We start from the raw sequence: 14916 nt of genomic DNA, 5'->3' as shown, positions 1-14916 counted from the left end.
CATCACCGGTGAACGTTGATTGGCGGCCCCGGATGTCGATCCGGGGCCGCCATGGTGATGCGGTTCAGGTCAGGCCGCGACGCGACTGCACTTCGCCGCCATGGTGATGTTGTCCTGGCGGTTACCGGCGGTCACCGCGGGTAGTGGTGAATATTGCTGGCGGTGGTGCCGTCCACGGACGTGGCCGGGAGAGTCGCCGGGGCGTGGCCCTTCTCCACCCAGTCGACCAGAGCGTTGAGGTCGGCGCCCGGGTTGACCAGCGGACCGGTGCTGAACAGCGGCGTCCCGCAGTGGTCCACGCCGGGCAGCAAGAAGAGGCGGTAGAAGTTGTTGACGCGCTTGTTGCCGCCGAGGGTGTCGTTGACGTGCATGCGGTAGTCGACCGTGCCCTGGGTCGGGATCAGCTGGTCCGACTGGCCGTGCCAGGTGAGCAGCTTGCCGCCAGCCTCGGCGAACCTCGACAGGTTCGGGTTGTTGTTGGCGATGATGCTGTCGTACTGCTTGGTCGCCGAGGTGAAGAGCTGCGTGAACGTCTTGTAGGTCAGCTTGCTGCTGTCGTACGACGGGTTCTTCGTCACGAAGTACTTGGCCCACTGGTCGGGCACCTGGAAGGGCGCGCCGGGGTTGGCGATGTAGTTGAACGCGGAGCCCTTGTTCTGGCCGTACCAGAGCTTCTTGCCGGATGGTGAGACCGGGCCGGCCCAGATCTTGTTGACCGCGTCGGCGACCGCCTTGGTGATGGTGATCTCCTCGCCTTCGCAGACGACCTTCTTGCCGACCAGGCGGCGGGCGTCCCATTTGCAGTCCTGCGGGTCGTCGATGACGCCGTCCTTGACGCCGTCCGAAGTGTCGCAGGCCGCGACCGCAGCGGTGTTGAAGGCGGCCAGTTCGCACTGCGATGGGGCGACCTTCTCTTCGTTGTAGACGGCCTGCGACCATAGCGTGGCGATCTCGAAACGGTTCCACTCGATCGCCGGCGCGTTGGCCAGGATGCCCTGGAAGTCCGTCGGGTAGTTCTGTGCCTCCGCATAACCTTGCCGACCGCCGGTCGAGCAGCCGGTGAAGTACGAGTACTTCACCGGGCGGTGGTAAAACCTGTTGGCCACGTCCTTGCCGATGACCGCCATGTCGTGCACCGAGCGGGACGCGAAGTTGGTGAGCAGGCCGGTGTTGATTTCTCCGTCGGCGGTGAGCCCCCAGCTCGCGTCGAGACCGGTCTTGACGCCAGCGTCGGTGGCCGCGCCCACGTATCCGCCCTTGACCGCGCTGATCAGCGGGACGCTCAGATCGCTGAGGTCGCCGGCCGAGTAAGCGCTGCCGCCAGTGCCCTGGAAACGGCCGTTCCAGTTCTTGGCATTCTGGGGGAGCGAAACCTTGATGGTGACGGTGTCATTCGCGCCCGGGTGGGTTACCACGACGTTGATGTCGCACCAGTCAGGCACGGCGTAGATAGGCGGGTTCTGCGGAAGCCCCGGGACCGAGGGGAACGTGAAGTCGCCGCCGGCCCTGGCGACGGCCTTGACCGACACGACGGCGGTGCCAGACGGCGCGGAGACCGGAACGGCGGTGCAGGTGGTACCCGCAGGCGTGCCTCCGTCGGGGGTGGCGGCGTTGACAGCCACGGGTGTGAGGGAGGCCGCTAGCGGGACCGCCATGGCCATCACCATCATCAAGCGTCGTTTCATACAGATAGCCTCACCGAATCTGGACGACGTGACCCCAGGGTGAGGCACTGGTGGGCACCCTGGCCCCGGGCGCCCCTGGGGCCTTGTGCCGGCCTGCGGCATAGCCGGCTTTCCGTGGCCGAGTGCCTGGCCCGCGTCGATCAGGTAAGACGCGACCCCCGACAGCTCGTTGAGCACGCACGTCATGAGCCGTTGTTCGCCCGCTTCACAATCAGCTTCACCATGGCGCGCCGCTCACCGAGTGGAACTTTGAGGGCACCGGGGCCAATTGGTGCCTGCCGTCGGTCGGCCCAAGGGAGCGGCCGTGCCACGCCCCCCGCAGCGCGGAGCGTGCGGTCAGCCACCGGTGGCGGCGCTGCGGGCTTCGATGGCTTTGAGTGTGTCTTTCAACGCCTTCCTGAGCACGCCCTTGCCGACCGAGCCCAGCACAAGGCCGGTCAAGCGGCCCTTGAAGTTCTTGCCAACACGGACCACCACGACATCCAGGACCGTCGTCCCGTCCGGCTGCGGCCGCATCGTGTAGGTGTGGCCCGACTGGCCTCCCCAGATATTGGAATCCGTCGTCGTCATCGTGACACGGTGCGGGTTCGACCAGTCGTAGCGCAGCCGCTCCCAGATACCGCCTGAGCCTTCGGTGACGTCAGCCCAGCCAGGACCCTGGCCGTGCACCTTCAGATATTCGTCGGCGCTGTTGCCGAATACTTCCGATCGGCCTGGCCCGAAGTCGGTGAGTGCGGCAAGAACCTGCTCCGGGGTCGCGGTTGTCTTTTCAACGAAGTGAATCAGAGACATTGTCTTCTCCTGGAGTCTCCCGACTGACGTCCTTCCAGACTCTCCGACCGCGGAGCCGGGCGAGCCCGTGTCGTACCCTGGTTCTCCGCCTCAGCACCCTGGTTGCGCCCAGGGACTCGTCCTTGGGTGATCGCGGGTGGCGCGCTGGCTGCTCGGCAGGCGGGTGATCGCTCGCCCGCCGGCGTTCGACCGTGCCGCGAGCCTGGCCCCCGGTACCGGTGCAGCCGCGACGGCGGCACCGACCCTGGTCAGGGTCACGCGGGCGCGCAGGGCACCAATGCGATCTCACCGGAAAGTCACGCTGGGTCAGTCCGTAGCCCAGTCTCTGGATGCCACGTCGCGTGCTGGCCGGCCCGCCCGCTACGTCCATCCGCGGTGTAGTAATTTCGGTTGGGGGACAACGTGCCGAGTGACAACATGGGTTTTGAACTGCTCGGCCGGCACCGTGAGCGCGACCTGCTCGATCGGCTGATGCGCGACGTCCGGGCCGGCCAGAGCCGAGTGCTGGTGCTGCGCGGCGAGGCCGGGGTGGGCAAGACCGCGCTGCTGGACTACGCGACCGAGCGGACACCGACCGATCGCGTCGTACGCGTCTCGGGCGTCGAGGCGGAGAACGACTTGGCGTACTCGGCGCTTCAACTGCTGTGCGTTCCACTGCTGAAACACCGGGATCGGCTTCCCGAACCGCAGCGAAACGCGCTCGACACCGCGTTCGGCCTCCAGGTAGGTCGTCCGCCGGAAGGGCTGCTCGTCGGTCTCGCCGTGCTCGGCCTGCTCGCCGAGGCAGCGGCCGAGCAACCCCTGGTCTGTGTCGTCGACGACGCGCAGTGGCTGGACCGCATGTCCGAGACCATCCTCACCTTCGTCGCCCGCCGTCTGGACGCGGAGTCGGTGGCGTTGCTCTTCGCCGTGCGTAGCCCCACCGATGAGCACCTGCTCGGCGGCCTACCGGAACTACGCGTCGACGGCCTGCCCGACGCTGACGCGCGCGCGTTGCTGGACTCGGTGCTACCGGGTCTGGTCGACTGCCGGGTTCGAGATCGGATCATTGCCGAGACCCGCGGCAACCCGCTTGCGCTTGTCGAGCTGCCCCGCGAAGTGTCCCTGGCGGAGCTGGCGTTCGGATTTGGTGGGCGCAGCGGAACGCCGCTGACCGGCCGCATGGAGAACGGCTTCCAGCGGCGTATCGCGGCGCTGCCAGCCGACAGCCAGCTGCTGCTGCTGACCATCGCGGTGGAGCCGGTTGGTGACGTTGCGCTGCTCTGGCGTGCTCTGCACCTGCTGGGTGTCGGTCCTGCCGCGGCGGCACCGGCGGAGGCATCCGGCCTGGTCGAGCTGGGCGCCCGGGTACGGCTGCGCCACCCGCTGGTGCGCTCGGCGAGCCGGCGTTCGGCCGAGCCCGCCGAACTGCGCGCGGTGCACCGGGCGCTGGCCGACGTCACCGACCCGCAGCAGGACCCGGACCGACGCGCCTGGCACCGGGCGCATGCCGCAGTGGGGCCGGACGAGGAGGTCGCCGGTGAGCTGGAACGATCGGCTGGGCGAGCGCTGGCCCGGGGCGGTCGGGCTGCGGCCGCCGCCTTTCTCGAACGGGCCGCCGAGCTCACCGCCGATCCCACCTCCCGCGGCCGACGGGTCCTGGCCGCAGCGCAGGCCCGATTCGCCTCCGGCGCCACCGAGCAGGTAGCCAGCCTGCTGGCCGCCGCAGAGCTGAGCTTCTTGGACCCGGCGCAGCTCGCTGAGCTGGAGCGCCTGCGCGCCAGGGTCGCGTTCGCTCGCAACTCCGGCCGGGCGGCGGTACCGCCACTACTCGAGGCCGCCCGCCGGCTCGAGGCGCTGGACCCGGCGGCGGCCCGGGAAACCTATCTCTCGGCGATCGGCGCGGCGTTGAACGCCGGACGTTTCGGCGGCGACGACCTGCGGCTCGTTTCCCGAGCCGCCCGACGAGTGCCTGACGGTTCGGAGCCGGCCGGCCTGCTCCTGGCGGCCTTCACCACGTGGAGCCTGGATGGGCAGGCCGCAGCCGCGCCGCTCTTCGCCCGGGCGCTACACGCGGTCACCGTGGAGACCGACGTGGACCTGGCCTGGCTGGTCGGCCTGGTTCTGCACCAGGTTTGGGACGACGTCGCGTTCCTGACGCTCACCGAACAGGCGGTCAGCTTCGCCCGGGAGACCGGGCGGCTGTCGCTGCTGCCCACCGCGCTGACGTTCCGGGCCACCGCGCTGATCTTCACCGGGAGGTTCATCGACGCGTCCGATCTCCTCGAGGAGGCCGAGGCCCTCACGGACGCGGCAGGGCCGTCGCCACACCCGGCCACCGCAGTCATCCTGGCGGCCTACCGGGGCCGGGAGGAAGCGGCTACCGAGCTGATAGACGCGTTGGCGGCAGAGGCCGGCAGGGGCGGCATGGGCTGGTTGCTCAGCGTCGCCGGCTACAGCAAGGCAGTGCTGTTCAACGGGCTCGGCAACTACCAAGCCGCGCTGGACGCCGTGCAATGGGCCACCGAGCAGGAAGACCTAGCCGTTCAGCAGTGGGCGCTCGCCGAGCTGGTCGAGGCCGCCGTCCGCTCGGGTGCGCACGCCGTCGCGGCGCAGGCACGCGACCGCCTGGCCGAACGGACCCGTCCAGCGGCGACGGCTTGGGCCATCGGCACGCAGGCCCTCGCGGACGCGCTCGTAGGTTCGGACGCGGAAGCGGACGAACGCTACCGAGAGGCGATCGACCGGCTCGCCACCACGCAGCTCGGTCTGCAACTGGCGCGGGCGCGTTTGTTGTACGGGGAGTGGCTGCGCCGGTCGAACCGCCGAGGCGATGCGCGAGCTCAACTGAGATTGTCGTACGAGGCATTCACCGTGATGGGCGCGGAGGCGTTCGCCCACCGGGCGGGCCGGGAACTGGCCGCCACCGGCGAAACGGTCCGCAAGCGCACCGTGGGTACACCAGAGGAGTTGACCCCGCAGGAGACGCAGATCGCTCGGCTGGTCGCAGCCGGCCGGACGAACCGGGAGATCGGCGCCACGCTGTTCCTGAGCGCTCGCACGGTCGAGTGGCACCTCCGCAAGATCTTCGCCAAGCTTGGCATCAGCTCCCGCCGTGAGCTGCGCGCGGCAGTCGACTCCAGCTCGCCTGGACCATGATGCAGAGCGCTGACCCTGTGCGCGGACGAGGATCGATTCCCCGACGTCTCCCACGGAGTTCGACGCCGCCCTCGCCGGAGTCGGCTCGCTCCCCGGTCCGATCAAGATCGGGAGAGTCGCTCGCATCGACTGTACCGGTCCCGCAGGACTGCTACGAGGGGTAGCTGACCAGCCGCCACTGCGCGTCGAAGGCGGCAAGGCTCTCGGAACGCGCCCAGTCCAGGCCCGCCCACACGGCCGCCGACGGGGAAAACTGGATGATATGCCCGCCGCCCTGCGCGCGCGTGGCGGGCAACGTGGCTCGGGTGAGATGGACGACGCCGCAGAAGTTGGCGTCGATCTGCGCCCGGGATTCGTCCTCCGGCATACCCTCGATGGACGCGACGTCGGCGTAGCCGGCGTCGTTGACCAGCACGTCCAGCCGCCCGAAGGTATCCAGGGTGGCGGTGACCGCCGCGCGAGCCGCGGCTGGGTCGGTGACGTCAAGAGCGACCGTTCGCACGCGTTCGCGGTAGGTCTGGACGAGATCGTCGAGTTGCTCGGGTCGGCGAGCGGTGGCGACGACCCGGTCGCCGGCGGCCAGAACGGTCTCGGCGAGTTGCCGTCCCGGCCCGCGGGAACTGCCTGTGATCAGCCAACTCTTAGTCATGATGGGCCTTCGGTTGAACTCGTTGGTGCGAGCGGGTCGCCGTAGCGGTCACCGCGGACGCGCGTCGGGGCGAAGACTCCGCCGAGGTACATGACGTCGTCGCGGCTCAGCGGCACCGAGGTGGCAGCGGCGTTCTGCCGGACGTAGTCGATGTGCTTGGCACCGGGGATCGGGGCGACATCGTGCGGCTGTGCCAGTAGCCAGGCGAGCGCCACCTGTCCTGGCGTGTGGCCGCGGGCCGACGCGAACGCGCTGAGTGTCTCGACCAGGGTCGCGTTCGACGCGAGGTTGTCGCCTTGAAACTTGGGCAGGGTGGAACGAAAGTCCCGATCATCGAAGGTCGTGCCGGGGCCGAACCGGCCGGCCAGCATACCGCGGCCCAGTGGGCTGTACGGCACGAGCGTGATGCCCAACCGCCGACACTCCGGCAGGACCTCGGTCTCGACGCCGCGCTCCCACAGCGAGTACTCGCTCTGCAGTGCGGCGATCGGATGCGTCGCGGCGGCCCGGCGCAGGATGTCCGGGCTCACCTCGCTGATTCCGATGGCACGCACCTTGCCGGCGCTGATCAACTCGCCCATCGCGCCGATGGTGTCCTCGATCGGCACGCTCGGGTCGAGCCGGTGGTAGTAGTACAGGTCGATCGTGTCGGTGTCGAGCCGCCGCAGGCTGGCCTCGACGGCCTGTCGGACGTACTCCGGTCGGCCGTCGAAGTAGCTGCGGCCCTCGGCGGTCGGGCGGGCCGAGAACTTCGTCGCCAGCACGACCTTGTCGCGCCGGCCGCCGGACAGCGCCCGGCCGAGCAGACGCTCGTTGTGGCCGAAGCCGGCCACCGGCGCTCCCGGCCTGGCGCTGCTGGCGCCGTAGTAGTCCGATGTGTCGAAGAAGTCGACGCCGATGTCGACCGCAGCGCGGATGGTGCCGATGGACGTGTCGTCGTCGGCGGCGCCGTAGAACTGCGACATTCCCATCAGCCCGAGCCCGATCGGACGCACCGACAGCGGTGAACCGCCAAGCCGCACGCGGGCGTGGGTCACCATGTTGCCCTCCTTGTCTGTTCCTCTCGTGGCGAACGCCGGCCGCCGCTCCACGCAGGTGCCTCGCGCACCGATCAGGCTGGGCGGCGGCCGGTGGAGGCCGCAGGTCAGAAGGCGCTGCGGACAGTGCCTCCGTCGACGCGGATCGTGGCGCCGCTGATGTACTCGGCGTACGGGCTGCACAGGTAGGCGACTGCCCCGGCGATCTCGTCGGGTCGGCCGTAGCGCACCCGGTCGTTGGGCACGATCTCCCGCACCGAGTTGTACTCGATCTCCTCCCAGGTCTGCCCCCAGCCACGCTCCGGCGAGAGCTTGGTGAGGAAATCCTGGACGGCCGGGACGAGAATCGCGCCGGGCGCCACGACGTTGGAGGTGACCCGGGTGCCGGTCAGGTCGCGGGCGAGGGAGACAGCGAGGTTGTGTCGGGCGGCCAGCGAGGCGTTGTAGTGCGGGTGGTTGTTGAACGGCTGCACGCCCAGCCCTCCACCAATGGTGACGACCCGCCCGTAGTCTCGCTCCCGCATTGCCGGCACGAGATGTTGGATCATCCGCACGCCCGACACGACGTTGATGTTGTAGGTGTCCAGCCAGATGTCGGGACTGGCCGCCGACCAGTCGAGGTGCGCGTAGGAGCCGGCGTTGTTGACCAGAATGTCCACGACGCCACCGGCCAGAGCACTCTCGGCGGCCTGGTCGGCACCGGCGTCGGTGGCGAGGTCTCCTACCACGAATGACGCTGTGCCGCCGTTGCTCTTGATCGATTCGGCGAGCGCCTGCGCACGTTCGGCGTTGCGACCGTGGATGACGACCTCCGCACCCTCGGCCGCGAGGAGCCGAGCGGTGGCCTCACCCAACCCAGACGTCGACCCGGTGACCAACGCGCGCCGCCCCGTCAGTTGCAGATCCATGGGAACTCCCTTAACCGCAGTGGCTATGTCTACACACGTAGACTACGGCATTAAGTTGCCGCCTGTAGACTTGCACGGTATGAGACATCCCACGACCAGGCGGCGCAATGCCGGGAATACCCGGCAGGCGATCCTCGATTCGGCGATCACGGCGTTCACCAGGCACGGCTACGACGGAGTAGGCGTGCGGGAGATCGCGGCGAACGCCGGAGTGACGGCGATGCTCGTGAACCGCTATTTCGGCTCGAAGGAAGGACTGTTCGCCGAGGTCGTCGATGTCTCATTCGCTGAGCCGACCATGGTGCCGCGGGATCCCGTCGATCTCGCAGCCGAGGTGGCACACGCCCTTGTCGCTCGCACCGCACCGGACGCCGAGCACCTCGGGCCGTTCGAGCTGATGCTCAAGTCAGCAGCCAACCCCCGAGCCGCCGAGATCATCCGGGCCGGCATCGAGAAACACGTCGGCGCCCGACTCGCCGACGCCCTTCACGGCCCTCAACCGCATGAACGGGCCGAGCTCGGACTGGCCCTACTCGCCGGCGTGTGGCTGATGCGCCGGATCATCGGCACTCGGGCGCTGCGCGACGCCGACCCACAACTGCTGACAGCACACGTCACCCCCATGCTTGGAGCGGTTGCCGAGCCGCCGGCCTGACCCCGCCCGCGGCCCCTCAGGCGAACGCGAGCGGTCCCCGGCCTGACCTCCTCGCTCGCCCCTGACCGGCGACGCGGCGATGCCGGGGCCGTCCGGCGCATCCGGGTCACGCGAGCACCGCAGGGCAGTCACGGCCATCCGGGCCGGTAGCGGTCCGCAAGGCCCGCAGGATCTGCGGCTCGTCGTCGACCACGAGAACCCGGGTCATCCGAGCGGCCCTCCGAGGTGGCCGGCACGGCAACGGGCAGCCGCAACCGGGTCATCCTCGGCTCGGGGCGGCGACGCCTGTGGTGCTGCCGGCCCGATGCGGCGACCGACCGTCCCGAGCGCCCCAGGAGGGCAGGATCGGCGGCAGGTCGGACAGCAGCGCCGACGACGCGCGCGGCGCCGCGGCGCTGATTCCGTCGTCGGCATGGTGACGCCCGTACTGGTCGGGCAGGTCGCCCCAGCCCCGGTGAGGCCGGGGCGGCTGTGACGGCTGCGACGCCACTGCGCTGGGCTCGGGGCGCCGGACGGTGCACAGGTGCGTCCAGTCCTCGCCCAGGTCGAAGACGTACGCGAAGGCCGCGTCGTCGCTCAACACGTCCAGCCGGGTACGGCGGCCGTCGCGGGTGCCGGGGAAGGCCGGCCCGTCCCGCCAGCTCGAGAAGCTCACGTCCTCACCACCGGGCAGGACGAACATGCGCAGGTGCGCCAGGTCCCAACGACCGAAGGCGACGTCGATCGCCTCGGCCAACTCGGCGAAGGTGTGCCCTCGGTGGGCCGTGAAGACCCGGCCGGGGCGCGGCCACCAGTCCCGGCCGCGCCCGGTCACCAGTTCCACACAGACGGAGAGGAATCCGTCGGTGGCGTGCGGCAACGTCTCGCCGCTCGGAGCATCGAGGGCGCTGGTGGGACGGCGATCACGCTCCACGGGAGCCACCGAACGGGGCGTCCGGCGGCGAGACCACCGACTCGGGTCCGTAGGTGAACGGCCGCACTCCCGCCTCCCGGGCAGGTTCGTCGTCGGTCGAGCCCTGGATGGACCGCATGAACCGGTAGCCGCTGCCGAGCGCGCCGGCGAAGCCGATCACCACCGCGTACGTCCAGGCGTCGGCGGTGGCGGTCAGGTCGCCGAACTGGTTGGCGAGGAAGCCGACGTAGGTAGCCATCCCGAGCGCGGTGACCGCGGCCACGGCGCGCCAGTCCGCCACCACCGACGCGAAGACGCCGGCCGCGACGGCCATCACGAGCATCCGACCCGGCGGCTCCGTCTGCGGGAAGACCGCAGCCGCGAGCAACGCCGCGGTGATCATCACTGCCCAGCCTGCCGCGACACTGACACCGGTCGGTGTCGGTTGGCGGCCGGTCGGGGCCGACGGATCCGAATCGACTGTCACCACGCGCCTCCTGCGACGGTGAGGACCCGTGTCTCGTGCCCTCGTCGCCATGTCACCCCCGGAGGCGGGGCACCGTCGACGATTTTCACGCAGCCGGTACGACCCGGGCCCAACTTTTGACGCCGCCGTGACGGCGACCGCGGACGTGGACCACATCGCTTCCGGCGGCTGCCGCCGCACCGTGAAGACGGCATAGAAATCGGTCGGCGGCCCGTCAAGGATGCGTATGCGAGTCCGCTGCGCCCGCCATCGGCGACGCATCCTGGGCCCCATGCAGGACGCTTCGACCTCGGTCACCCCAGGTGGCCACGACATCGCTCCCACCAGCGACGATCCAAGGCCCCGCCCCACCTCCGGGCGGCGCACACGCGGCTCCGACGCCGCCGTCCCCGGCCGCGACCGGTTGTCCGTGCTGGGCGGGCTGGCTGCCCTGTCACTGGACGCGATGGCATCGGTCTCCTACGGCCCCGAAGCGATCGTGCTGGTCCTCGCCGCCGCCGGAGGTGTCGGGCTCGGCTTCACGCTGCCGGTCACCCTGGCGATCGCCGGACTACTCGCGGTGCTCGTCTTCTCCTACCGACAGGTGATCGCCGCCTTCCCCGACGGCGGCGGCGCGTACGCGGTGGCCAAGCGGCACCTGTCGCGGCGTACCAGCCTGGTGGCGGCGGCCTCGCTGGTGGTGGACTACGTGCTCAACGTGGCCGTCTCCGTCGCCGCCGGGGTGGCGGCGCTGACCTCGGCGTTCCCGGCGCTGCTGCCGTACCCGGTGCAGCTGTGCCTGGTCGTCCTCGCGCTGATCACCCTGGTGAACCTGCGGGGCATCGCCACCAGTGCCCGGGTGTTCATCCTGCCCACCGCCGTGTTCGTCGGCGCCATCCTCACGGTGATCGTCGTGGGGCTGCTGCGCGACACACCGGCCGCCGTCACCGAGGCGCGACCGGCGGCCGGCCCGTTGCAGGCGGTGGGGGCGCTGCTGCTGCTCAAGGCGTTCGCGAACGGCTGCGCCGCGCTGACCGGTGTGGAGGCCATCGCCAACGCGGTCCCGTCGTTCCGGGAGCCGGCCGTACGCCGGGCGCAGCGCGCGGAGGTCGCGCTCGGCGCGCTGCTCGGGATCATGCTGATCGGCCTGGCCACCCTGATCAGCCGCCTGCAGATCCACCCCGTCGAGGGGGTCACCGTGCTGGCCCAGCTCACCGACGCCGCGCTCGGGCACGGGTTCGGCTTCTACCTGGTGCAGTTGGCCACGATGGTGCTCCTGGCGCTCGCCGCCAACACCTCCTTCGGCGGGCTGCCCGTGCTGGCGAAACTGCTCGCCCAGGACAACTACCTCCCGCACGTCTTCGCGCTGCGCGCCCGCCGCCAGGTCTACCGCTACGGTGTGCTGGCGCTCTCCGCCGTCTCCGCCGTGCTCCTCGTCGCCGCCGACGGGCAGATGAACACCCTCGTGCCACTGTTCGCCATCGGCGTGTTCGTCGGCTTCACCATCGCCCAGTACGGCATGGTCCGGCACTGGCTGATCGAGCGCGGGCCGGGCTGGCAGTGGAAGATCACGCTCAACGGCTTCGGTGCCCTGCTGACCCTCGCCGCCGCCATCGTCACCACCGCGAGCAAGCTCACCGAGGGCGCCTGGCTCATCGCCGTGGCGCTGCCCCTGCTGGTGCTCGCGTTCGAGCGGGTGCACCGCGCGTACCAACGCTTCGGCAGCACCCTGCAACTCGGACGGACCCCGGCGGCCCCACGGCCCGGACCGTCGATCGTGGTCGTCCCGGTGGCCGGTGTTTCCGAGCTGACCCGCCGGGCCCTGGACGCCGCCCTCTCCCTCGGCGACGAGATCACCGCCGTGCACGTCACACACGCCGACGAACCCACGGCCGGCGAGCGGGTCCGCGCCGAGTGGGAGACCTGGCACCCGCACGTGCCGCTGGCCGTCGTCGAGTCCACCGACCGGGACCTCGGCCGGCCCTTCGCCGAACACCTGCGCCGGCACCACGCGGGGCGGCACGTCTTCGTCATCATCCCCGAGGTGGACCCGGCCCGGCGGTGGGAACGGATCCTGCGCAACAACCGCGGCACGGTCCTCGAACACGCCGTACGCCGGCACACCGACGCCATCGTCTGCCGGATGCGGTTCCCGGTGCCGGCCGCCTTTCTCCCGACCGACCAGCCGGACCCGGAGTTCGTGTCGTGAGGTACCGCACGCGCGCCTCGATCCGCGCGTCTACCGGCGTACCCGCAGATTGAGGTCGACCGGGTTCAGCGCGAGCGGCGTGCGGACCTCGCCGCGGTCCCGGGTCAGCCTCGCCCGTGACTGCGACGCGGCCCCACGTGCGACGTCGGATGCCGTTCAGGCGGCAACAACCAGGCGATCGCGGCGAACGAGACGATGAGCAGGGCGTCGGCCAGATAGGCGACCGTGTCGATGCGGGGAATGCGGCTGAGCGGGAAGGCGAGTGCGCCGGCGCACAGCAGGGCCGCCGGCCACCGGGGTACGAGGTGGGTGCGGGCGAGCGCGATGCCGAGAGCGAACAGGCTCAGCGGCATCACCGGGCCGGGTATCCACAGCAGCAGGTTCGCGGCGAACGGGTGCGCGGCGAGCGCGGCGAGGGACGCATCGGCGGACTGGTCGAAGATGTCCTCGAAGACGCCCTGGAAACCGAACGCCGCGCCACCCATCGCGCCATACAGGAAAACCGGCAGCGCGACGGCGGCGTACCGGGGCGCGCGCGGCCGGACCGCGTCGAGCAGGCCGATGAGTCCGTAGGTCCAGACCACCATGGCGAGCACGAGGACCGCTCCGCCGGTGGCGCCGTAGCGGCCGTCGGTCCAGAGGTAGGTGGCGAGCGCCGAACCGGTGGGTCCCAGCACGAGTGCGATGCGGTAGGCGATGTCCATGGCCCGATCCTGTGCGCCGGTCGGGCCGGCCGAATCGGTCCCGGGTCGGATCCCGGTGTACGCGGATGTTGCGCCCGCCCCGGAGTTTCACCCGATGCCCGGCAGCACCAACCCTGACTCGTACGCCATGATCACGAGGTTGACGCGGTCCCGCGCGCCGACCTTGGCCAACAGCCGGCTGATGTGGGTGCGGGCCGTGGCCGGGGTGATTCCCAACGCGTCGGCGATGTCGCCGTTGTCACGGCCCGCGACCACCAGGTCGAACACCTGCCGCTCCCGCGTCGTCAGTCGGGCCAGGTCGAGGCGCCCGCCCTCGGGTGACGGCGAGCGGGCGAAGGCGGCGATGAGCCGGCGGGTGACGGCGGGTGCCAGCATGCCGTCGCCGCGACCGACAGCGCGCAGACCGTCGACGAGCTGATCCGGGTCGAGGTCCTTCAGGGCGAAGCCACTGGCGCCCAGGCGCAACGCCCGGAACACGTACTCGTCCAGGTCGTACGTGGTCAGGACGACCACCCGGACGCCGGCCGTCACCGGGTCGGCGAGGATCTGCCGGGTCGCCTCCAAGCCGTCCAGCTCGGGCATACGGATGTCCATCAGCACCAGGTCGGGCCGGTGTTGACGGGCCAACCGCACCGCCTCGACGCCGGTGGCGGCCTCCGCGACCACCGTCAGGTCCGGCTCGTCGAGGACGACCCGCAGCCCGGACCGGACCAATTGGTGGTCGTCGGCGATGACGATGCTGGTCATCGGGGAAGCATCGCCCAGACCCGGAACCCACCACCAGGACGCCGCCCGGCGCTGAATCGTCCACCGAGCACCGTCGCGCGTTCCCGCATTCCAGCGATTCCGTGCCCGCCGGAGGGCCGACCCTCGCTGCCTGCTGCGCCGCCGCCCCGGTCGAGCACCTCGATTTCGAGATGGCGGGGCAGATACCGCAGCCGGACCTCAGCCTCCGTCACGTCCGCGTGCCGGCGGACGTTGGTGAGTGCCTCCTGCGCGATCCGGTACGCCGCGGCGTCCACGTCGGGCGGCAGCGCGGCGGTCGCGCCGGACACCGTCATCGTCACCGTGAGCCCGGTCCGAGCACCCAACGCGCGGATCGCCTCCTGGGGATCGGCGGTGTCGACGCGGATGGCACCCAGCACAGCCCTGATGTCCCGCAGCGCGTCCCCGGCCACCTCGCGAACCGACTCCAGGGCGGGATACGCGATGTCCGGTCGGCTGTCGCGCTTGCGCAGGGCCGCCCCCGCCTGGACGCGGATCGCGGTCAGTTGATGCGCCAGCGTGTCGTGCAGGTCCCGGGCTATCCGCAGGCGCTCCTGGGCTACGGCGCGCTCGGCGTACGCGTGCCGCTGCGCGCGGCGCGACCGAGCCAGCTCACCGAGCCCGACCGCGGCGACCAGGACGGCCGTGACCGCCACCAGGTCCTCACCCTCCGGTGCCCGGCCGGCGGCGACATCGGCGGTCAGCACCACCCCGATCGCGAGGGGAACCGCAGCGAGCGCGATCGTCCGCCGGTTGGCTGCGGCCGCCCCGTAGAGCGCCACGACGAACGGCACGGGCTCCGGGCCCAGGGGGTAACCGAGTACGTAGTAGGTGGTCGCGGCGGTGGCGGTGATAGCGAGCACGAATGCCGGTCGGCTGCGACGCCAGTACAGCGTGCCCGTGGCGGCGAGGAGTATCGCGGCACCGGGGACCCAGCCCGGAGCGGACGGGTCACCGCCGGCGGCCTGCGCACCGCCGACGACCACAGCCGCCACCACGACCAGCATCGCCACCCG

13 protein-coding genes are annotated in these 14916 nt (G+C 70.6%); 3 read left to right on the top strand and 10 right to left on the bottom strand.

Translation table 11 applies throughout. The annotated features are described in order from the left end of the window. Positions 1 to 131 precede the first annotated feature (131 nt). Positions 132 to 1862 carry a tannase/feruloyl esterase family alpha/beta hydrolase gene (locus O7617_RS24060; RefSeq protein WP_282258297.1) on the bottom strand — a complete coding sequence of 577 codons (1731 nt, stop codon included), beginning with the start codon at positions 1860 to 1862 and terminating at the stop codon, positions 132 to 134. A gap of 159 nt (positions 1863 to 2021) precedes the next feature. Beyond that, positions 2022 to 2477, bottom strand: coding sequence for an SRPBCC family protein (locus O7617_RS24055; protein ID WP_282258296.1), 456 nt, complete (start codon positions 2475 to 2477; stop codon positions 2022 to 2024). 417 nt (positions 2478 to 2894) lie between these two features. Here O7617_RS24055 and O7617_RS24050 point away from each other — a divergent pair, with 417 nt between their 5' ends. After that, a complete protein-coding gene (locus O7617_RS24050) occupies positions 2895 to 5615 on the top strand; it encodes a LuxR family transcriptional regulator (protein ID WP_282258295.1) in 2721 nt (906 codons plus the stop codon). A 151-nt stretch (positions 5616 to 5766) separates the two neighbouring features. On the opposite strand, the gene O7617_RS24045 is transcribed toward O7617_RS24050, so the two are convergent. The 3 genes from O7617_RS24045 to O7617_RS24035 all read right to left on the bottom strand — a co-directional run bounded on the left by O7617_RS24045 (position 5767) and on the right by O7617_RS24035 (position 8209). Then, the gene (locus O7617_RS24045; RefSeq protein ID WP_282258294.1) at positions 5767 to 6264 is read right to left on the bottom strand and encodes an SDR family NAD(P)-dependent oxidoreductase; all 498 of its coding nucleotides are present in this window, start codon (positions 6262 to 6264) and stop codon (positions 5767 to 5769) included. After that, positions 6261 to 7304, bottom strand: coding sequence for an aldo/keto reductase (locus O7617_RS24040; RefSeq protein ID WP_282258293.1), 1044 nt, complete (start codon positions 7302 to 7304; stop codon positions 6261 to 6263). Before O7617_RS24040 ends, O7617_RS24045 begins: the two co-directional genes overlap by 4 nt. Positions 7305 to 7408: 104 nt before the next feature. Beyond that, complete coding sequence (locus tag O7617_RS24035; RefSeq protein WP_282258291.1) at positions 7409 to 8209, bottom strand: SDR family oxidoreductase; 801 nt, start codon at positions 8207 to 8209, stop codon at positions 7409 to 7411. Here O7617_RS24035 and O7617_RS24030 point away from each other — a divergent pair. Beyond that, positions 8103 to 8864, top strand: coding sequence for a TetR/AcrR family transcriptional regulator (locus O7617_RS24030; RefSeq protein ID WP_348774152.1), 762 nt, complete (start codon positions 8103 to 8105; stop codon positions 8862 to 8864). The two genes, O7617_RS24035 and O7617_RS24030, sit on opposite strands and share 107 nt — an antisense overlap. Before the next feature lie 259 nt (positions 8865 to 9123). On the opposite strand, the gene O7617_RS24025 is transcribed toward O7617_RS24030, so the two are convergent. Next, positions 9124 to 9777, bottom strand: a complete 654-nt coding sequence (locus O7617_RS24025) for a hypothetical protein (RefSeq protein ID WP_282258290.1) — start codon at positions 9775 to 9777, stop codon at positions 9124 to 9126. Then, positions 9767 to 10243 carry a hypothetical protein gene (locus O7617_RS24020; protein ID WP_282258289.1) on the bottom strand — a complete coding sequence of 159 codons (477 nt, stop codon included), beginning with the start codon at positions 10241 to 10243 and terminating at the stop codon, positions 9767 to 9769. Before O7617_RS24020 ends, O7617_RS24025 begins: the two co-directional genes overlap by 11 nt. A gap of 271 nt (positions 10244 to 10514) precedes the next feature. On the opposite strand from O7617_RS24020, the gene O7617_RS24015 reads away from it, so the two are divergent. Continuing rightward, the gene (locus tag O7617_RS24015) at positions 10515 to 12431 is read left to right on the top strand and encodes an APC family permease (RefSeq protein WP_282258288.1); all 1917 of its coding nucleotides are present in this window, start codon (positions 10515 to 10517) and stop codon (positions 12429 to 12431) included. A 104-nt stretch (positions 12432 to 12535) separates the two neighbouring features. Here O7617_RS24015 and O7617_RS24010 read toward each other — a convergent pair whose 3' ends face one another. The 3 genes from O7617_RS24010 to O7617_RS24000 all read right to left on the bottom strand — a co-directional run bounded on the left by O7617_RS24010 (position 12536) and on the right by O7617_RS24000 (position 14907). Next, the gene (locus O7617_RS24010; protein WP_282258287.1) at positions 12536 to 13135 is read right to left on the bottom strand and encodes a hypothetical protein; all 600 of its coding nucleotides are present in this window, start codon (positions 13133 to 13135) and stop codon (positions 12536 to 12538) included. A gap of 87 nt (positions 13136 to 13222) precedes the next feature. Next, positions 13223 to 13882, bottom strand: coding sequence for a response regulator transcription factor (locus O7617_RS24005; protein WP_282258286.1), 660 nt, complete (start codon positions 13880 to 13882; stop codon positions 13223 to 13225). Next, entirely contained in the window at positions 13879 to 14907 is a 1029-nt protein-coding gene (locus O7617_RS24000; RefSeq protein WP_282264857.1) for a sensor histidine kinase, read from the bottom strand. Before O7617_RS24000 ends, O7617_RS24005 begins: the two co-directional genes overlap by 4 nt. Positions 14908 to 14916: the final 9 nt, after the last annotated feature.

The sequence above is a fragment of the Micromonospora sp. WMMD1155 genome (assembly GCF_029581275.1).
Lineage (GTDB): Bacteria > Actinomycetota > Actinomycetes > Mycobacteriales > Micromonosporaceae > Micromonospora.
The sequence above is the reverse complement of the archived record's forward strand: the minus strand, read 5'-3'. Positions and strand labels throughout refer to the sequence as shown.